The following is an 18,324-nucleotide window of genomic DNA, read 5'->3' as shown; positions in this document are numbered from 1 at the left end:
GATACAGCTAAAGCTGTCAGACCGCCCGGCGCCGGTCGGATGCGGCGCGCTCCACCCAGTCGGCGATCGTCCTGTTTCGCCCTTTCGATTTGGCGTTGAGCAGGGCCGCATCGGCACGCAGCAGCAAGTCTGCGGATGGCGCATCGCGCGCAGTCGATGCAGCGCCGACCGAGATGGTCACGGCGCCAAGCAGGCGGCCGTGATAGGTCACAGGAGTTGCCGCAATCAGCGTCCGCAGTTTTTCCGCCAGATCGAGTGCGCTGTCTTCGGAAGTCCCGGTCAGCAGGATTGCGAACTCCTCGCCGCCGAAGCGATAGACGATGCCGGCATCGCCGACCGCTTCCGAGAGGATGGCGGAAACCCGGCGCATGACTTCGTCTCCGGCGTCATGGCCGAATTCGTCGTTGAAGCGCTTGAAATGATCGATATCCGCCATGATGGCGATCGCATCACCTGCCCCGTCCCGGGCGATCCGGTTCAGCGCCTCGTCCAGCGAGCGGCGGTTCAGAAGCCCGGTCAGACCATCTCTTATCGCCAGCCCCATCAGCCGGTCGCGCAGTTGGAGATTGGCGACGCCGAGACCGATATTCTCGGCAATCAGTTCGAAATAGAGACGCGCCGCCGCGATTGCCTGGCCGTCGGATGCGCCCTCGAAATAGAGAAGGCCGACGGTATCGCCCTGAGCCGAGAGCGGAACACAGATCCCCATCTCTTCTGCATGGGAAAGATGCTGGCATGGGATATCGCCCGCGGCGGCATCACTGACATGCGGCCGGCCGCGGCGCAGCGCCCAGCATTCCGCCGAGGTCAGCGCCGGCCCGGCGCGGCGCGGCTCGCGCCAGCTGCCGATCGAGCTCAAGGCGGTGCGGCTATCGTTCATGACATAGAGGTGCCCGGCGAAATTCGGGAAGATCTGCGGCGCAAACAGCGATACGACCTCTGCAAGCTCCTCCTGGCGCTGGCAGGCCTGCAGCCGGTGCATCATCTGCAGGATGAGATCCTTGGTGCGCTGGTCCTCGCGCCGCTCGGCGTCCAGCCGCTCGCGCTCAAGGCCATTGTCGCGGAAGATCTGGATCGCATCATTCATCTCGCCGATCTCGTCGCGCCTGTTATCGGGCAGCACTTCGACGGCATAATCCTGCTTTGCGAGGCGGTTGACGATGCCAGTCATCCGCATCAGCGGCATGGCGACACGGCGCCTGAGGACGAAGTAGAGTACGCCGAGGAAAACCGCCGCGGTCAGCCCGAGCAGGCTCTTGGCCACGGCGCCCCAGAAGTCGCTCCATTGTTTGGCTTGCGCAAGCGCATCGCTGGTGCGCGTGGAAACGAGATCGGTGAACTGGCGGACACTGGTGAGAAGATCGCCCTGGACCCGTTCGTGCTCCGGCCCGAACAGCGCCTGCCGCGCCCCGTCCCGGTCGCCATTGGTATAGGCGGCAACGGCGCGCTCCTCGAGCGCATCCAGCGCCTCGCCATCCTGTTCCACTTCCTGGATCAAGGCTGCTTCCCGCGAAGACAGTGCCGCGGACTTGAGAGACTTTATCGCCTGCTCGCGATCCCGCTCGCCCTTTTCATCGCCCCTGAAGGCCTGAAGATGGCGGTCTTCGCCCCGCATAACGAACAGGCGTGCATCCTCGCTCGTCTGCTCGGCTGCCATCGCCAGTTGCTCGGACAACTCGTCGAAAACCTGGCTTTCGACTACGGCCCGGCGCTCGAAATCTGCGCTGCGTGCGGACAGGATGAAGGCGCCGCCGGATAGCAGCGTCAGGCCGACGGTGACGCCATAGGCCCAATTCGTGATGGTGCTAATCCGCATGTCGAAATCTCGTCTGCACGATGGAAGTCAGCGTTCTGGATCGTACGTTGATGTGCCGATCTTATCGATCGAGCATTAAATGAGTATTTAATAATAAGCGTGAAAGTTGAGCGGCTACACCGGAACACGGCAGGGCGATACCACAACTGCTTCAGGCGCAACAATACCAAAATCCTCCGGCTGGAGAGACAGAACCGCCTAGCCCCGGGCGGTGCTTGCAAATTTTGGATTGCGGATCGCCCAGCTAACGAGATCGACCTCGATGTCATCATACCAGGCTTCGAGAACCTGCCAGCGGTAGCTCATTTCTTCGATCAGCGGCCGCTGCAGCTCATGATGCGCGGCGGTCAACTCGGCAATCGCAGCGGTATCGATCGGTTCTTCCCTGGATTTCTCCTGAAGGATCGCGAGATATTCGGCCTGGTTCCGGTCATGCGCGCGCTTGACCTGCATGTAGGTGCGCAGCGTGACGAGAACTTGATCTTTGTTGGCCATGAATCGAATCCCGTTTGGAATCCGAATAACCCGAACCGAATATTCGCGCCAACGAAAAAGCGGCTTCGCTAATATTTGTGATCATATGAAAAGGGGCAGCCTGCCGGCCGCCCCTCCTCCCAAACATCGATCGCCGCTGCGATCAGGCAGCGTTGCGCTTCGGCAGCTTCCAGCCCGGACGGACGAAATGGCAGGTATAGCCATTCGGAATCCGCTCCAGATAGTCCTGGTGCTCGGGCTCTGCTTCCCAGAAATCGCTGTCGGCGGTCACTTCGGTCACGACCTTGTCCGGCCACAGACCTGAGGCATCGACATCGGCGATGGTATCTTCGGCGACGCGCTTCTGCTCGTCGCTCGTGTAGAAGATCGCCGAGCGGTAGCTGGCGCCCCGGTCATTGCCCTGGCGGTTCAGGGTCGATGGATCATGGATCTGGAAGAAGAATTCCAGAAGCTCGCGATAGCTGATCTTGGCCGGATCGAAGATGATCTCGATCGCCTCGGCGTGGTTGCCGTGATTGCGATAGGTGGCATTGGCCACTTCGCCGCCGGTATAGCCGACACGGGTCGAGATCACGCCATTGTAGCGGCGGATCAGATCCTGCATGCCCCAGAAGCAGCCACCTGCGAGAACTGCGCGTTCGGTCGTCATTGAACTTCCTCCACCTGGTCGAGATAGGCGCCGTATCCTTCCGCTTCCATCCGGTCGCGATGGACGAAACGGAGCGACGCCGAGTTGATGCAATAGCGCAAGCCACCGCGGTCACGCGGGCCGTCGGGGAAGACATGCCCGAGATGACTGTCGCCATGGCTGGAGCGCACCTCGGTGCGCACCATGCCATGCGAGATATCGGTCAGCTCGCTGACATTGGCGGGCTCGATCGGCTTGGTAAAGCTCGGCCAGCCGCAGCCGGATTCGAACTTGTCGGCAGAAGCAAAAAGCGGTTCGCCCGAAACGATATCGACGTAGACGCCAGATTGCTTGTTATCGAGATATTCGCCGGTGCCGGGACGCTCGGTTCCCGATTGCTGCGTCACGCGGTATTGCTCCGGCGTGAGCTTGGCAATGGATTCGGCACTCTTCTTATAGTGCTGCATGATTTTCTCCTAGCAATGACCTGCCGCCTCAATTGCCTCCGGCTGACGCGACGAGAACGGGCTTGTCGCGATAGTCCGAAGGGAACATCTGCTTGAGGCTTGCGATCTTCGGCAGATCGTTGATCACTATATAGGGATAGGTCGGGTTATTTGTCAGGAAGTCCTGGTGATAATTCTCGGCCGGATAGAAATTCTTGCCCGGCTCGATGGTGGTGACGATCGCCGCATCGAAGACCCGGGCGTGGTTGAGCTGGCTGATATAGGCCTTGGCGACCTTGGCCTGCTCGTTGCCGGCGGGGAAGATTGCCGAGCGGTACTGCGTGCCCGTATCCGGCCCCTGGCGGTTCAGCTGCGTCGGATCGTGGGCGACGGAGAAATAGATCTGCAGCAGATGCCCATAACTGACCTTCTTCGGATCGAAGACGACCTGCACGGACTCTGCGTGGCCGGTATCGCCGCCGCTCACCGTTTCATACTGCGCCGTGCTCTTGCTGCCGCCGGCATAGCCTGAGGTGGCGCTGACCACGCCGTTTACATTCTGGAACACGCCCTGCACGCCCCAGAAGCAGCCGCCGGCAAACGTCGCCGTCTCCATGCCTGACGCCGCTTGCTCATCGACGGCAGGCGCCGGGATAACGCGCGCCTCTTCAGCCGATGACGGCGTGAAATAGAAGGCAGCGCCGGTCATCAGCAGCGCGGCGGCGCCGAGCGCGATGGTGCGGATCGCACCGCTGGATCTGTTCTTGTCCTGTTGGCTGGTCATGGTTTGCTCCTTTCAGCCGAAGGTGAACGCAAATGCCTGGACGCCGGGATAGAGGAAGCGGATCTCGAACGTATGATCACCGACCGCGCCGGTCTCGCGAACCAGCTGGTAGAGACGCTGGCCGGTGACCGTGCCGTTGCCATCGGCGTCAGTATCGACGCCATGCCCATCGCCGGGCGGCTTGCCGTCGACCGTCACCTGGAAGCGCACCGGTTTACCGTCTTCTCCCGGCCCAAGCACGAGATGCAGGTCACGGGCATGGAACCGGTAATAGATGCTGCCGTCCTTGTCGTTGAGCTTCGCCTGTTCGGCGCCAACAGTCCAGTTGCCTGTCAGGCCCCATTCGTTCAGACGCGGCGTGGCGGCAACATAGCTATGTGCGGCATCGTTGACCGTACCCTTGTCATCGACGAAATTCTGCGAACGCTGCCAGCCGACATAGGTCTCCGGCGACTGAACGTCCGCCTGGTTCGATGCGGCTTCGGCGCCCGTTGCCTTCACGTCGACGATATCGGACGAGACGTTCGCCTTGCCTGCTTCGGCGAGCAGCTGCTGGATGACCCGCTCCGAGCCGTCGTAGTCGCCCTCGCCGAAATGATGGTGACGCACCCGGCCCTCCGCGTCGATGAAATAATGCGCCGGCCAGTACTGATTGTCGAAGGCCCGCCAGATCGCATAGTCGTTGTCGATAGCGACGGGATAGGTGATGCCAAGATCGCCGATCGCCTTCTTGACGTTGTCGACATTCTTCTCGAAGGCGAATTCCGGGGCGTGGACGCCGATGACGACGAGGCCCTGATCCTTGTACTTTTCGGCCCAGGCTTTGACATAGGGAATGGCGCGGATGCAGTTGATGCAGGAATAGGTCCAGAAATCGACGAGCACCACCTTGCCCTTCAGAGCCTGCATGGAAAGCGGCGGCGAGTTCAGCCACTGTACGGCGCCGTCGAGCGACGGCATGGTGGCTTCGACGGGAAGCGCCTCGGCACCGCCCGCTTTCGGCGCGCCTTTCATCATCATGGCGTTCGAGCCGCTCATGGCCGGATTGCCGCTCATCATCATCTGGTTGTTGCCGCTCATCATCGCGTCACCACCCTGCATGAGGACCGAGGAACCGGAGTTGTCAGCCTGCTGTTGCTGGGGGTGCAGCTTGTCGATCAGACCCTGCTCCAGAGTGCCGGTGCTGGCAAGCGATGCCTGCGTCAGGAAGCCGGTATCGGCCCCGAGCCCAATCGCCACCACCGCGACGAGAACGGCAACGCCAACGCCGCGGCGAACCCACTCGCCGGCGCCGAGCGACCGCTTCATCACCTGATAGACGCGGCCACCGACGAGCAGCGCCAACGCCAGCGACGTCGCAGCGCCGAGCGCGTAGGCAAGCAGCAGCAAGGTCGTGCCGACACTGGCGCCCTGCAAGGCAGCACCGGTCAGGATCAGACCCAGGACCGGGCCGGCGCAGGGCGCCCAGAGCAATCCGGTGGCAACGCCGAGAAGCAGAGAGGCGACAACCGTCGAACCGCCGCTGCGGCTCCCCTTATCGGCGGACTGCGACAGGCGGGCGCCGAGCGAAACAAGCGGCCGCGTCAGGCGATCCGAGAGCGCCGGAAAGAGCAGAACGATGCCGAAGACGGCAAGCAGGACGAGCGCGGCGTAGCGGCCATACTCGTTCGCCTGTACCGCCCAGCCGCCGCCGATCGCGGCGAGGCTGGCGACGGCTGCGAAGGTTGCGGCCATGCCTGCCAGCATCGGCAGCGTCGAGCGCATGAACGGCTGCCCCGCCCGCGCGAAGACGAAAGGCAGGACCGGCAGGATGCAGGGGCTGACGATCGTCAGCACGCCGCCCAGATAGGCGAGGACAAAGAGGATCATGATATTTTCCGTTTATCAGGCCGAGGCCGGATGAAATTTCAATGCGATGCCGTTCAGGCAGTAGCGCAGGCCTGTCGGCTTCGGGCCGTCGTCGAACACATGCCCGAGGTGACCGCCGCAGCGCCCACAGTGGACAGCCTCGCGGACCATGCCGAAGGAGGCGTCACGCGTCGTGCCGACGACCTTGTTGTCGATCGGTGCCCAGAAGCTCGGCCAGCCGGTCCCGCTGTCGAACTTCGTCGTCGATGCGAAGGACTCCAGATCGCACCCGGCGCAGGCGAAATTGCCCTTGCGGTGTTCGTTGAGAAGCGGGCTGGTGAATGGCCGTTCGGTCGCCTCTTTGCGAAGAACCGCATATTGGTCGGATGACAGCAGCGACTGCCATTCGGCATCCGAATGCGTGACAGCAAATGTCTCGTCGGCACTTGCGCTTCTCGCCGATAGCGCCAGCCGCAAGCCGATGGCGGCCAGTCCCGTATTCAGGAGCAGCATGCGTCTATTCAACATCTTCAGACCTCCTTGTCCGAAATTGGTCCTGTCTGCAGATAGGTACGGGCGCGGCGCGCATTTTGTTACACGGCAGGACAGGAAAAGTGCTGGACACTCTGGGCAATTGATTTCGCGGATATCGCTGGGACGTTATATCTTTTAGAATACGACGCTATTCCGCTCTTTCGTGGACGGCAAGCAGACCGCCGGTCATATTATCGCGAGCGGCCGTGAAGCCCTTCGTTCAATTCCTGAAGACGAGGCAGGTGCCGTTGCTTTTCCGGATTTGCGCGCAGAGCTGATTGGCCTCGTCGCGGGTCTGACGGGCGATGCGTGTCACATAACGCGGCCGGAAGCCGAAGCTGCGGTCACGCTGGCGCATGACCAGCGGCTGCTCGGCATTGAGGGGCGCCGGCAGCCTGCCGACAGCGGCAAAGAACAGGCGGCGGGCAGCCTCCGGACTCGCATGGGCGGCGATCTGCACGCCCCAGGGCATCCATGTCCCCTCGGTCTGCCAGGCGGGCTCGCGCAGCTTGCGGCGTTCGGCAAGGGCAACACAGCTGTCGAGGAAGGTCTTGGTCTTGTCGAGCGCGGGTGCCGCGATTTCGGGCGCGCTGCTCTTCCAGTCGTCGACGCTGTAGGAGGTGATGCCGATCACATAGGCGCGGGTCTCGGATGGCAGGCTGCCGCCGGAGAGATAGTTCGACAGCCCGTTCTCGCCGGTATTGTAGGCAGCCGCGGCGAAGCCGAGATTGCCGAACCGGTCGCGCAGTTCGCCGAGATATTCCGCCGATTTGTGCAGGGCTTCCAGAACGTCGTAACTGTTTCTGAGGCCCCGCAGTTTCGCCGTTCCCGGCATGAATTGGGCTATGCCCTCGGCACCCTTGTAACTCAGGGCATCGGCGCGGAAGCGGCTTTCGCGCCAGATCAGCCGCGCGAAGAAATCCGGCGGCAGCTGGAAATCTGCAGCCGAACGTTCGATGGCATTGCAGAGATCGCGGTTGAAACTGTCCTTCTTGATGCAGAGCGTCTCGCCCGATCCGGCAGCCGAACGGGTGTAGAGACACCCGGCCGGGGCTGGCCCTTCCGGGTCGCCGGCGGCAAGCGCTGGCGGCGTGGGCTGCCACGCGAGAAGCAACGCCGCAAAGAGCGCCGGCAAGATTTTCTGTGATGACTGCCTGCCTGCCTTCATCTGGTTCCGGCGCCGGCATACAGCGCCGCCATCGCATGACTAATGTAGCCATACGAAATGCTTTGCCGCCTCCAGTCAAGACGATTACCGGCGCTGGCGTCTCCCAGCGCCGGTCATTCCGATGATTAAGCAGCGCGGACCTTGCGGCTGCCGCGAGCCCATTCCGGCAGCCAGTCGCCGTGGGCGACCAGGAGATCGTCGACCAGCGACCAGATCTGGTCGAGATCGAGTTCGGCGGCCGTATGCGGGTCCATCATCGCGGCATGATAGATATGCTCGCGATTTTCCGCCATCAGGGCCTGAACGGTCAGTTCCTGGACGTTGATGTTGGTCCGCATCAGCGCCGTCAGCTGCGGCGGCAGGGCGCCGATATAGGTCGGCTGGATGCCGGAGGCATCGACGAGGCAGGGAACTTCAGCGGCGCAATTTTCCGGCAGCGAGGTGATGCAGCCGTTGTTGCGGACGTTGCCGTAGATGACCGAGGGCTCGCCGGTCCAGACCGAGTTGATGATCGAGGAGGCATATTCCTTCGACTGCTTGACCTCGATCGTGTTCGCCGTCCGGTAGGTTTCGGCCTGGCCCTTCCAACGCTCGATCTGCTCGATGCAGCGCTTCGGATATTCGTCGAGCGGAATGCCGAACTTCTCGATCAGGTCCTCGCGGCCTTCCTTGATGAAATAGGGCGTATATTCGGCGAAATGCTCCGAGCTTTCGGTGACAAAATAGCCGAGGCGGGTCAGCATCTCGTAACGCACCTTGTTCGGGCAACGCGGGTTCCAGCCGGGCTTAGGCGCTCGGCCTTCGCGGTAACCACGGACGAGATCCGGATAGAGATCGCGGTAGGAGCCGTCAGGCTGGCGATGCTCGAACTTCAGATAGAAGGCCATGTGGTTGATACCGGCAGAGCGGTAGCGGATCTCTTCGTACGGAATGTCGAGATCATGGGCCAGTTCCATCGCCGTGCCCTGCACCGAGTGGCAGAGGCCGACCTGCTTGATGGTGGGATACTTCTCGGAGATCGCCCAGGTGTTGATCGCCATCGGGTTGACATATTGAAGCATGATCGCCTCGGGGCAGACGGCGAGCATGTCCTCGCAGATCTTCCAGAGATGCGGGACAGTCCGCAGGCCGCGCATGATGCCGCCGACGCCCAGCGTATCGGCGATCGTCTGGCGCAGGCCGTATTTCTTCGGCACTTCGAAATCGGTCACCGTGCAGGGCTCGTAGCCACCGATCTGGAAGGCGACGACGACGAAATTGGCGCCTGCCAGCGCCTTGCGCTGGTCCGAATAGGTCTCGGCCTTGGCGTTGACGCCGAGCGTCGAGATCAGCTTGTTGACGACGATGGCGCTTTCTTCAAGCCGCTGCGGATTGATGTCCATCAGCGCGATCGTGGCGCCCGACAGCGCCGGGCGCTGCAGGATATCGCCAACGATATTCTTCATGAAAACGGTGGAGCCAGCTCCGATGAACGTAATTCTGGGATTTGCCATATGAACCTCCGGCGTCAGGCAGTCAGGCTACCTCGAAAGCGGCTTTCACGAGCCGTTCGGTGTAGGCGGTCTTGGGATTGGTGAGAACTTCGTTGACGGGACCCTCTTCCATGATCCGGCCATGCTGCATGACGATCACACGATGGCAGAGGGCACGCACGACCTTGAGATCGTGCGAAATGAACAGGTAGCTCAGGCCGCGCTCGTCCTGCAGCTTGCGCAGAAGCTCGATGATCTGCGCCTGGACGGAGAGATCGAGCGCCGAGGTCGGCTCGTCGAGCAGGATGAATTCGGGCTCGAGCGCGATGGCCCGGGCAATGGCGATACGCTGGCGCTGACCACCCGAGAACTCGTGCGGGAAGCGCGAGAGAATATTGCCCGGCATGCCGGCGGCGATCAGCGCTTCGCGCACGCGTTCGAGACGTTCAGCCCTGGTGGCGCCGAGCTTGTTGACGACGAGGCCTTCTTCGATGATCTGGCCGATCGTCATGCGCGGATTGAGCGACGAGAACGGATCCTGGAAGACGATCTGCATGCGCGAGCGCAGCGGCCTCATTTCGGATCGCGACTTGCCATGGATCGGCTGCCGGTCGAAATAGATCTCGCCGGTATCCGGGTCGTTGAGGCGCACCAGGGCCTGGCCGAAGGTCGTCTTGCCCGAACCGGATTCGCCGACGAGACCTAGCGTCTCGTGCCGGCGGAGCGTCAGGTTGAGGCTGTCGACGGCGACCAGCTCCTTCAGCTCCGGCTTGAAGAAACCGCCATGGCGCATCATGAACGAGACGCGCACGCCGCGGGCGTCGAGAATGATATCCGATCCCTCAGGCAGCGGATTGGCCTGGCCGCGCGGCTCCGATGCCAGGAGATGCTTGGTGTAGGGATGCTGCGGATTGGCGAAGAGCTGCTCGGTCGTGTTGTGCTCACGCATCTCGCCATGCTGCATCACATAGACGTAATCGGAGAACTGGCGGACGACCGTCAGGTCGTGGGTGATCAGGATCACCGCCATCCGCAGTTCCTTCTGCAGGTTGCGGATGAGATTGAGGATCTGCGCCTGCACAGTGACGTCGAGCGCCGTTGTCGGCTCGTCGGCGATCAGCACATCGGGATTGTTGGAGAGCGCCATGGCGATCATCACGCGCTGGCGCTGCCCGCCGGAAAGCTGGTGCGGATATTGCTGCAGGCGGATTTCCGGATCGGGAATCTGCACCTGCTTCAAAAGCTCCAGCGCCCGCGCCTCGGCCTGCTTGCGGCTGACCTTGTTGTGGACGCGGATGGCTTCGACGATCTGGCTGCCGATCGTATAGATCGGGTTCAGCGAGCTCATCGGCTCCTGGAAGATCATCGAGATGCGGTTGCCGCGCAGCTTGCGGCGGGCAGGCTCCGAGAATTTCAGAATGTTCTTGCCGTCGTAATCGACCGAGGACTGCGGGGCGACGACGGCGCGCTTGGACAACAGACCCATGACGGTGCGCGCCGTCACCGACTTTCCAGAACCGGATTCGCCGACGATGGCGATCGTTTCGCCGCGATAGAGCTGGAAGGAAATGTCCTTCACCGCTTCCACGGTGCCGTGTTCGACCTTGAAGTTCACGCCGATATTGCGCGCATCGATGATCGGTGTTTCGTCGCGGCCATCATGGTCGTGGCGGACGGGTGGAGCGAAGGAACTGACGAGAGCGAGAGCCATCTGCATCACCTCAATAAGGATCGACTGCGTCGCGCAGACCATCACCCAGCGCGTTGAACGCGAAGACGGTGACGAGCACGAAGCCGACGGGAGCAAGGATCCAGGGATAGGTCCCGATGACGGAATAGTTTGCGGTATCCTGCAGCATCAGGCCCCAGGAGATCAGCGGCGGCTTCACCGCAAAGCCGAGGAAGCCGAGGAAGGATTCCAGGAGCACGACGCTTGGAATATGCAGCGTCACGGCGACGATGACGTGGCTCATCACATTCGGGAAAATGTGCTGGAAGATGATGCGCCGGTCGGTGGCGCCGACGGCCATCGCCGCCCGCACATAGTCGATGCGGGCGAGAGCCAGCGTCTTGCCGCGCACCTCGCGCGACATCTGCGCCCAGCCGAGAGCCGACATCACGAAGATCACGAATGCGAGGAAGACGTTCGTCGGCGCGGTGATCGGGATCAGCGAAGTCAACGCCAGATAGAGCGGCAATTGCGGGAAGGCGAGCACCAGCTCGACGAAGCGCTGGACCCAGACATCGAAGCTGCCACCAAAGTAACCGGAGACCATGCCGACGGTCGTTCCGACGATGGTGACGATAAAGACGACGGTCAGCGCGATCATCAGCGAGATGCGCGAGCCGATGATGGCGCGCGACAGCACATCGCGGCCGAACTTGTCGGTGCCGAGGAAATGCACCGGCTCGCCGCCGACAGTGCCGAAGAAATGCCGGTTGGCCGGGATCAGCCCGAGCAGGCGGTATTCCGCACCCTTGACGAAGAAGCCAAGAACACGCGGATTGTCATAGTCAGGGCCGACGATCGGCTGGAAGGTGACGGGATCGAGCTCCTCGGAATCGCCGAGCGCATAGACCCGCGGCCAGACGAGATTGCCGTCCTTGTCGTGGACGCTCATCATCTGCGGCGGCGCAAAGCCAACATCCGTGGCCTTCGGGTCCATCGGCGCGAAGAAATCCGCGAAGATCGCCATAATGATCAGCAGGCCAACCAGGATCAGCCCCATCATTCCGGTCCAGGACCGGCGCAGGCGGCGCCAGACGAGCGCCATATAGCTCTCGTTGCCATGCGGCGCGTGCTTGACGGTCTCCTCGTGCGGAGGCGGCGGGGAAGAGTCGAATGCCAGCATCTCAGGCTCCTCCATATTGACGGACGCGGGGATCAAGCAACGCAAGCAGCATGTCAGCGATGATATTGCCGACGATCAGCGTTGCCGAGAGAACCAGCATAAAGGTGGCGGTGACATAGACGTCGCCGATCGCCATGGAGCCGACGATCGCGGGGCCGACGGTCGGCAGCGAGAAGATGATCGCCGTCTCGATTTCGCCGGTCAGCATGTAGGGAAGCACGACGCCCTGATACATGACAAGCGGATGCAGCGCATTCGGAACGGCGTGGCGCAACACGACGGCACTGCCGGACAATCCCTTGGCACGCGCGGTTTCGACATACTGGGCGTTCAGCGTATCCAGCAGATTGCCGCGCATGACGCGCATGTTGTAGGCGAGGCCGCCGAAGGTGGCGATGGCGACGACAGGCCAGACATGGCTAACGAGATCCATGAATTTCGCCCAGGACCACGGCGCCCCGCCATATTGCGGCGAGAAGAAACTGCCGATCTCGGTGACGTTGAACTGGAAGACCAAGAGATAGACGATGATCAGCGCCATCAGAAAGCGCGGCACGGTCATGCCGAGGAACGAGATGCCGGACAGGAGGCTGTCGATCCAGGTGTACTGGCGCGTTGCCGCCCATATGCCGAAGCTGATGCCGAGGATTGATGCGAAGATGTGGCAGACCAGGGCCAGCGCCAGGGTGCGCGGCAGGCGCTCGGCGACGACATCGGCGACCGGCTTATTGTAGAACATGCTATAGCCGAAATCGCCTTCGGTGATGATGCCCTTCATCCAGTTCACGTACTGGATGACCATCGGCTTATCGAGGCCATGCTCGACGCGGTAGGCCTGGGCCTGCGCATCGGCTTGCGCAAAGGAAGCACCGCTTTGATTGATCAGCTGAGAGCGGATGTAATCTGCGTAGTCGCCGGGAGGCGCCTGAATGATCGCAAATGTCACCACACTCAGAATGAAGAGGACGGGGATCGCCGAGGCGATGCGCATGAGCAGGAATCGTAGCATCGGACGGTTCGCTTCTCCTTGCCGCCAGTCGCTCGTCTCTAGCGCGGCCGGCTTGTTGATTATGCCCGGCCGCGCGCAGCACGCGCGGCCGGAAGCTCATTCGGTTGGGAGGGAGCTCTTAGTTAATCGGACCCTTGTCTCCGGGCTTGCCGGGCAGCTGCTGCGGGAACAGCTCGTATTTGCCCTGCTTGTCGGCGGCCACCCACAGACGCTCGCGGATGACGGAGTCTTCAGCCCAGTTGAACATGAAGATCGGCGTACCCTGCGGGACGTTGGAGAAGCGCTTGTTGACGATCAAGGCGCCCGGATATTCCGTCAGACCAACGGTATCGACATTCTCGGTCGCGACCTTCTGATACTGCTTCATCAGATCGACGCGCTCGTCGTTGTTCTGGCTCGCCTGGAACTTGGTGACGAGATCGACCAGCTTTTCTTCGTAAGGCATCAGATCGACCTTGCCATCCTTGCCGGCGCGATGCTGCCAGCTGGTGCGTGGACCGATCGGAGCCAGCTGCTCGGTGTTCTGCACCACGGAAGCCAGTTCCGGCGTGTTGCGCTGGATCAGCCAGTCGAAGCGGCCGCCGTAATGGGCATCGTCACGCTTCGGACCGTCAAGGGCATTGATGATGACCTTGATACCGAGCTTTTCCATCTGCCCGACGACGCCTTCTGCAAGGCTCTTGTCGGTGGCGTAGCCGTTGTTGACCAGCAGCACGACCTCGACATCCTTGCCGTCGGCCGTTCCGGCCGGGAAGTTCACGAAGCCGTCGCCATCCGTATCCTTCAGGCCGGCTTTGGCGAGCAGCGCCTTGGCACCTGCCAGATCGTAGGGATAATAGACCGTGGAATTGCGATCGTAGAAGCTCGTGCCCGAGGACAGGCCACCCGGATAGATCGCCGTGAACGGACCCTTGACCAGCGAGTCGCCGATGGCCTTGCGATCGACCGCCATGGTGACTGCCTTGCGGAAGTCCTCGTTGCGGTTCAGCTCGCGGATCGCCTCGCCACGCGCATCAGGATCGCCCCAGCCATTGGCGGAGAGGTTCATGCGCAGGTTATAGCCGATCAGACGCGGACCGAAAGCGAGACGCGCCGGAGCGGTCTTTTCGGCAGCACGCTTCAGCGATGCCACGAAATTCTCAGGCTGTTCGAGGTTCGAGAAGTCGCCGGAACCGGCCACAGCCTGAACGTCACGGTCAGCCCAGGTCGAGAGCTTGTAGTGCAGCTCGTTGAGGTAAGGCAGCTGATTGCCCTTCTCATCGACCTTCCAGTAGTAAGGATTGCGGCGCATGACGATGATATCGTCAGGGCGATACTCGACCGGCACCCAGGCCCCCATCACCGGCATGTTCATATATTCCGGCGGGAAGGCGTTCTTGAACTGGTCGTAGGTGTTCTTCGAATATTTCGGGTGCTGCGGCTTCAGGATATGCGACGGGCCCGGGCAGAAGTTCGGGTAGGCCATCGTGTAGAGATACTGCTTCGGGAAGGCCTCCTTGAAGGTCCATTCCACCGTGTAGTCATCTACCTTGGTGAGCGTCGTTCCCTCGCCGAAAGCTTCCGGCGATGCTCCGCCGCCAAGCGGCGAGACGTTCGGGTCGACGACTTCGTCTTCCCAGTAGAACATGATGTCGTCAGCATTGAACGGCGCGCCGTCAGACCACTTGGCACCTTCGACCAGATGCATGGTCAGCTTGTGACCGTCGGCCGACCATTCCCAGCCCTTGGCCAGATTCGGCAACGGCTCGGTATCCTTGGCTTCCACCTGGAAGAGCGGTGCGGTACGCGTCAGGCATTCGGAAAGGCCGATATCGATGCCGCCCCAGCCCTGCGTCTGGCCGGCGCCATAGTTCCAGCCCTCGGGCCGGCCGCCGATGACGTGACGCATCGTGTCGCCATAGACGCCGATACCGTCAGCCATGTTCTCGGTCTTGAAGACCAGGGGTTCCTTGGGAAGGCGATCCTTGACGGCGGGAAGCTTGCCGGTATCGACAAAGTTCTTTTTGACCCAATCCGGCTCGTTATAGGAAGGAAGCGCCTTGAACTCCTCGATGGAGTCTCGCGACACGTATTTTATCTTGCCTTCCGCCGGAAACGGCGGCGGCGCTGGCGGAGTGGTCGGCTCGGAAGCGTAGGCATTCAAAGCCGCGACTGAAACGCCAAGCGCCAGTCCAGCCAGGATGCCGATCTTACGGAAATTCGTCATCGTCTCTCCCTCTTGTTCCGGAGCGCTTGCAGGCGTCTCCGCTTCTCCTCTAGGAATGATGAAGCAAGCCTTTACGCGGCGATCGTCCTCCCGAAGGACCGCCGCGGCTTGCTTCACCGGAAAATCAGACCGCCTGCTTCAGCGCCGCCTTTTCGGCCCGAAGCTCTTCGATCGAGCGGACGTTGCGGCGCGCGGCCCCTGCCCATTCCTTGGTCTTGACCTTGCTGTTGGCCAGACGTTCCTTGGCGGCGGGCACAGCATGCGCATATTGCGGCAGCCAGCGGGCCTGGGCGACGACCATCTCGTCGACCATCTGCCAGACCTCTTCCGGTGTCGAGACGGCGCCGACCAGCGGATCGTGCAGCACGGCAAGCTTCAGGAGATCGATATCGCCGGTCACGGCTGCATGAACCGACATGCGCTGGACATTGATCGATGCCATGCAGGTGGCGGCGCAGGCTTCCGGAATGGTGACGCCCGAGACCATGTTGATGCCGAAGCGATCGACAAAGCCGGGCGACTCGATGATCGCGTCGGATGGCAGGTTGGTGATCACGCCATTGTTCTTGACGTTGAAGTGGCCACGATACACCCGGCCGGTTTCCAGCGCTTCAAGAATATGGCTCGCGTGCTCGTTGGAGCGCTTGGCCGGATCGATCGGCTTTTCGGCCGAGGCGAGGAACTGCGGAAACTCGGTCTCGAACCAGTTGCGGGTCTCGGTCGAGTGGCGCAGGTAACCGCCCGTCTCGCCGTGGATCCAGTCCGACATGTCGATCCACTTGGTGATCTCTTCAGGCCGCTTGCGGTACCAGGGCAGGTATTCCGACAAGTGGCCGTTGCTTTCGGTCGAATAGACGCCGAAGCGCTTGAGCACGTCGATGCGCAGCTTTTCCTGCTGCGAGAAGACCGAATGCGCCTCGAAGGCGGCAACCAGCTCGTCCTTGCCGATCTTGCGGCCGTTGAGCTTCAGATCAACGAACCAGGTCTGGTGATTGATGCCGGAGCAGATGTAATCGAGCTCGGATAGCGACTTGGCGCCGAGCACTTCGGCGATCTGTTCGGCACCGTGCTGGACGCCGTGGCAGAGACCGACGGTGTCGACCTTGCCATATTCGATCGCCGCCCAGGTATTCATCGCCATCGGGTTTGCGTAGTTGAGGAATTTTGCGCCCGGCTCGGCCAGCTCGCGGATATCCTTGCAGAAGTCGAGAATGACGGGGATGTTGCGCTGGCCATAGAGAATGCCGCCGGCGCAGATCGTATCGCCAACGCACTGGTCGATGCCGTATTTCAGCGGAATGTGGATATCGTCGGCATAGGCTTCCAGGCCGCCTACGCGCACGCAACTGATGATGTAGCGTGCACCGGAGATCGCCTCGCGGCGGTCGGTCGTCGCCGTCACCTTGGTCGGCAGCTTGTTGGATTCGACGATCTTGTCGAGGATCGCCTTGATCATCTGGAGGTTATGTTCGCTGAGATCGGTCAGCGCGAATTCGATGTCCTTGAATTCAGGCACGCACAGGATATCGGTAAACAGCTTCTTGGTGAAGCCGACGCTGCCTGCTCCGATGATAGCGATTTTGAAACTCATGTCCTTCACCTCGGTCCGATCAAATGTTACGTAGAGAGAAGACAAGGGAGAACCAGGCCGCATGTTTGCACATGCAGGTGAAAACCACTGGAATTAAAACCCGTATTCCTCCCGGCCGTTCGTCCGGCCGCGATCTCTTCCTCTTATGCGAAGGGATTATGCGCATATTCGGCAGGGCGGCCAGAGAAGGATTATGCTTTCGAGGGTAATTTTGTGCTGCACGATTTGATCGCCAACGGACAGGCCATGCGGACCGTTTCGCTGCCCCGCGGACGCCAGAGGCTGCACGCCATGCCGACCAGTGCGGGCTACGAAGTTCGCGAGAACGAGACCTATGACTGGGACGGCCGCAAGCGCGGCCAGACGCCGTTTACGGTGCTGCAGCACACGATCAGCGGCAGCGGCCACCTGCGTTATCTGAACCGCAACTACAAGCTCCAGGGCGGCGACACGATGATGGTGCTGGTGCCGCACAATCACCGCTACTGGCTCGAAAAGGGCGAGCGCTGGGAGTATTTCTGGATCTCGATGAATGGCGACGAGACGTTGCGCATCCACAAGATGGTGCTGGCGCTTGCCGGTCCGGTGCTCAAACTGCAGCAATCTACCATCGATCATCTTGCCGATTGCAGCCTGCGCCTGGTCAAGGGTGCAACGACCCCCGGCTCGGCTTCGGCCATCGCCTATGAGGCGGCCATGGCGCTCTATGACGACGTCTTCGGTTCGCCGGCCTTCATCGCCGAGCAGAGCCTGATGCAGCCGGTGATCGACCATATCAACATGTATCTGGAAAAACCGCTCCCGGTCAGCGAGCTCGCCGCCATCGTCGGCCTCAGCCGCGCCCACTTCTCTCGCAGCTTTTCCGAAAGCGAGGGCATACCACCCGCGGAGTATGTCCTGCAGCAACGGCTGCAGCGCGCCGCCAAGCTGCTCACCAAGGCCGACTTCCTGCCGGTAAAGGAAGTATCGATCATGTGCGGCTTCGAGGATGCTAACTATTTCGCAAAGGTCTTCCGCCGCGTCTACGGCATCACGCCGACGGAGTTCCGCACCACCGGCATGTATGCCAGCATCGGCCGCAGCCGGTAGGGCGCTATCCCGGATGTGATCGCCAAACCGCTGTCGATCCGCACCCGGTTTGTGATATGCCCTGCCCATGGACACACAAACAGACTTCGATTGCCAGACTTGCGGCGCTTGCTGCTCGTTCTCGGCCGACTGGCCGCGCTTCTCGACTGAGTCGGATGCCGAGCTCGATCTGATACCGCTGAAATATGTCGCAGCCGATGAAGCGGGAATGCGCTGCGAAGGCAACCGGTGCTCCGCCCTGGTCGGCGAGATACGGTCGAAGACATCCTGCGCCATCTACGCCGTGCGGCCGCATGTCTGCCGCACCTGCAGCCCCGGAGACTTTGAATGTCTCTCTGCCCGCGAATTTTTCGGCATCGGCAACTGAGCTGCCAACCGCCGCCGAT

General features: G+C 61.5%; 16 protein-coding genes. 2 read left to right on the top strand and 14 right to left on the bottom strand.

The window, feature by feature from the left end; translation table 11 throughout:
• Positions 1-16 precede the first annotated feature (16 nt).
• From AB4Z25_RS16495 to AB4Z25_RS16430, 14 genes are all read right to left on the bottom strand, one after another.
• Positions 17-1,816, bottom strand: coding sequence for a diguanylate cyclase (locus AB4Z25_RS16495; RefSeq protein WP_442208551.1), 1,800 nt, complete (start codon positions 1,814-1,816; stop codon positions 17-19).
• A gap of 198 nt (positions 1,817-2,014) precedes the next feature.
• The gene (locus AB4Z25_RS16490) at positions 2,015-2,311 is read right to left on the bottom strand and encodes a hypothetical protein (protein WP_112388652.1); all 297 of its coding nucleotides are present in this window, start codon (positions 2,309-2,311) and stop codon (positions 2,015-2,017) included.
• A gap of 142 nt (positions 2,312-2,453) precedes the next feature.
• A complete protein-coding gene (gene msrA / locus AB4Z25_RS16485) occupies positions 2,454-2,960 on the bottom strand; it encodes a peptide-methionine (S)-S-oxide reductase MsrA (protein ID WP_112388653.1) in 507 nt (168 codons plus the stop codon).
• A complete protein-coding gene (msrB, locus tag AB4Z25_RS16480; protein ID WP_442208550.1) occupies positions 2,957-3,406 on the bottom strand; it encodes a peptide-methionine (R)-S-oxide reductase MsrB in 450 nt (149 codons plus the stop codon). Before msrB (AB4Z25_RS16480) ends, msrA (AB4Z25_RS16485) begins: the two co-directional genes overlap by 4 nt.
• A gap of 28 nt (positions 3,407-3,434) precedes the next feature.
• Positions 3,435-4,169, bottom strand: a complete 735-nt coding sequence (msrA, locus tag AB4Z25_RS16475) for a peptide-methionine (S)-S-oxide reductase MsrA (protein WP_442208549.1) — start codon at positions 4,167-4,169, stop codon at positions 3,435-3,437.
• 12 nt (positions 4,170-4,181) lie between these two features.
• On the bottom strand, positions 4,182-6,038 hold the full coding sequence (locus tag AB4Z25_RS16470) for a cytochrome c biogenesis protein DipZ (protein ID WP_442208548.1): 1,857 nt from the start codon (positions 6,036-6,038) through the stop codon (positions 4,182-4,184).
• 15 nt (positions 6,039-6,053) lie between these two features.
• On the bottom strand, positions 6,054-6,545 hold the full coding sequence (gene msrB, locus AB4Z25_RS16465; protein ID WP_442208547.1) for a peptide-methionine (R)-S-oxide reductase MsrB: 492 nt from the start codon (positions 6,543-6,545) through the stop codon (positions 6,054-6,056).
• Between the two features lie 226 nt (positions 6,546-6,771).
• The gene (locus tag AB4Z25_RS16460; protein ID WP_442208546.1) at positions 6,772-7,719 is read right to left on the bottom strand and encodes a lytic transglycosylase domain-containing protein; all 948 of its coding nucleotides are present in this window, start codon (positions 7,717-7,719) and stop codon (positions 6,772-6,774) included.
• 125 nt (positions 7,720-7,844) lie between these two features.
• Positions 7,845-9,212, bottom strand: a complete 1,368-nt coding sequence (locus tag AB4Z25_RS16455) for an alpha-glucosidase/alpha-galactosidase (protein ID WP_442208545.1) — start codon at positions 9,210-9,212, stop codon at positions 7,845-7,847.
• Positions 9,213-9,234: 22 nt separating this feature from the next.
• A complete protein-coding gene (locus tag AB4Z25_RS16450; protein ID WP_442208544.1) occupies positions 9,235-10,902 on the bottom strand; it encodes an ABC transporter ATP-binding protein in 1,668 nt (555 codons plus the stop codon).
• A gap of 10 nt (positions 10,903-10,912) precedes the next feature.
• Positions 10,913-12,043 (bottom strand): ABC transporter permease, encoded by a 1,131-nt coding sequence (locus tag AB4Z25_RS16445; RefSeq protein WP_442208543.1) that lies wholly within the window; start codon positions 12,041-12,043, stop codon positions 10,913-10,915.
• Between the two features lies 1 nt (position 12,044).
• Positions 12,045-13,052 carry an ABC transporter permease gene (locus AB4Z25_RS16440; protein ID WP_112514527.1) on the bottom strand — a complete coding sequence of 336 codons (1,008 nt, stop codon included), beginning with the start codon at positions 13,050-13,052 and terminating at the stop codon, positions 12,045-12,047.
• Positions 13,053-13,170: 118 nt separating this feature from the next.
• Positions 13,171-15,258, bottom strand: coding sequence for an ABC transporter substrate-binding protein (locus AB4Z25_RS16435; protein ID WP_442208542.1), 2,088 nt, complete (start codon positions 15,256-15,258; stop codon positions 13,171-13,173).
• Positions 15,259-15,382: 124 nt separating this feature from the next.
• Positions 15,383-16,849 (bottom strand): alpha-glucosidase/alpha-galactosidase, encoded by a 1,467-nt coding sequence (locus AB4Z25_RS16430; RefSeq protein ID WP_442208541.1) that lies wholly within the window; start codon positions 16,847-16,849, stop codon positions 15,383-15,385.
• A gap of 213 nt (positions 16,850-17,062) precedes the next feature.
• Between AB4Z25_RS16430 and AB4Z25_RS16425 the strand changes: the two genes are divergently transcribed.
• The gene (locus AB4Z25_RS16425; protein WP_442208540.1) at positions 17,063-17,938 is read left to right on the top strand and encodes a helix-turn-helix domain-containing protein; all 876 of its coding nucleotides are present in this window, start codon (positions 17,063-17,065) and stop codon (positions 17,936-17,938) included.
• 67 nt (positions 17,939-18,005) lie between these two features.
• On the top strand, positions 18,006-18,305 hold the full coding sequence (locus AB4Z25_RS16420; RefSeq protein WP_112444142.1) for a YkgJ family cysteine cluster protein: 300 nt from the start codon (positions 18,006-18,008) through the stop codon (positions 18,303-18,305).
• Positions 18,306-18,324 lie beyond the last annotated feature (19 nt).

Origin of the sequence: Rhizobium sp. RAF36 (genome assembly GCF_052114105.1) — a bacterium.
Classification (GTDB): Bacteria; Pseudomonadota; Alphaproteobacteria; order Rhizobiales; family Rhizobiaceae; genus Rhizobium.
This window is presented reverse-complemented; position numbering and strand designations above follow the sequence as displayed.

Bases quoted from the DNA above. Each gene is read 5' to 3' on its own strand.
- msrB (WP_442208550.1), bottom strand. From the start codon at position 3,406: ATGCAGCACTATAAGAAGAGTGCCGAATCCATTGCCAAGCTCACGCCG.
- AB4Z25_RS16430 (WP_442208541.1), bottom strand. From the start codon at position 16,849: ATGAGTTTCAAAATCGCTATCATCGGAGCAGGCAGCGTCGGCTTCACC.
- AB4Z25_RS16490 (WP_112388652.1), bottom strand. From the start codon at position 2,311: ATGGCCAACAAAGATCAAGTTCTCGTCACGCTGCGCACCTACATGCAG.
- msrA (WP_112388653.1), bottom strand. From the start codon at position 2,960: ATGACGACCGAACGCGCAGTTCTCGCAGGTGGCTGCTTCTGGGGCATG.
- AB4Z25_RS16450 (WP_442208544.1), bottom strand. From the start codon at position 10,902: ATGGCTCTCGCTCTCGTCAGTTCCTTCGCTCCACCCGTCCGCCACGAC.
- AB4Z25_RS16495 (WP_442208551.1), bottom strand. From the start codon at position 1,816: ATGCGGATTAGCACCATCACGAATTGGGCCTATGGCGTCACCGTCGGC.
- AB4Z25_RS16455 (WP_442208545.1), bottom strand. From the start codon at position 9,212: ATGGCAAATCCCAGAATTACGTTCATCGGAGCTGGCTCCACCGTTTTC.
- AB4Z25_RS16460 (WP_442208546.1), bottom strand. From the start codon at position 7,719: ATGAAGGCAGGCAGGCAGTCATCACAGAAAATCTTGCCGGCGCTCTTT.
- AB4Z25_RS16445 (WP_442208543.1), bottom strand. From the start codon at position 12,043: ATGCTGGCATTCGACTCTTCCCCGCCGCCTCCGCACGAGGAGACCGTC.
- AB4Z25_RS16435 (WP_442208542.1), bottom strand. From the start codon at position 15,258: ATGACGAATTTCCGTAAGATCGGCATCCTGGCTGGACTGGCGCTTGGC.
- AB4Z25_RS16440 (WP_112514527.1), bottom strand. From the start codon at position 13,052: ATGCTACGATTCCTGCTCATGCGCATCGCCTCGGCGATCCCCGTCCTC.
- msrB (WP_442208547.1), bottom strand. From the start codon at position 6,545: ATGTTGAATAGACGCATGCTGCTCCTGAATACGGGACTGGCCGCCATC.
- AB4Z25_RS16470 (WP_442208548.1), bottom strand. From the start codon at position 6,038: ATGATCCTCTTTGTCCTCGCCTATCTGGGCGGCGTGCTGACGATCGTC.
- AB4Z25_RS16420 (WP_112444142.1), top strand. From the start codon at position 18,006: ATGGACACACAAACAGACTTCGATTGCCAGACTTGCGGCGCTTGCTGC.
- msrA (WP_442208549.1), bottom strand. From the start codon at position 4,169: ATGACCAGCCAACAGGACAAGAACAGATCCAGCGGTGCGATCCGCACC.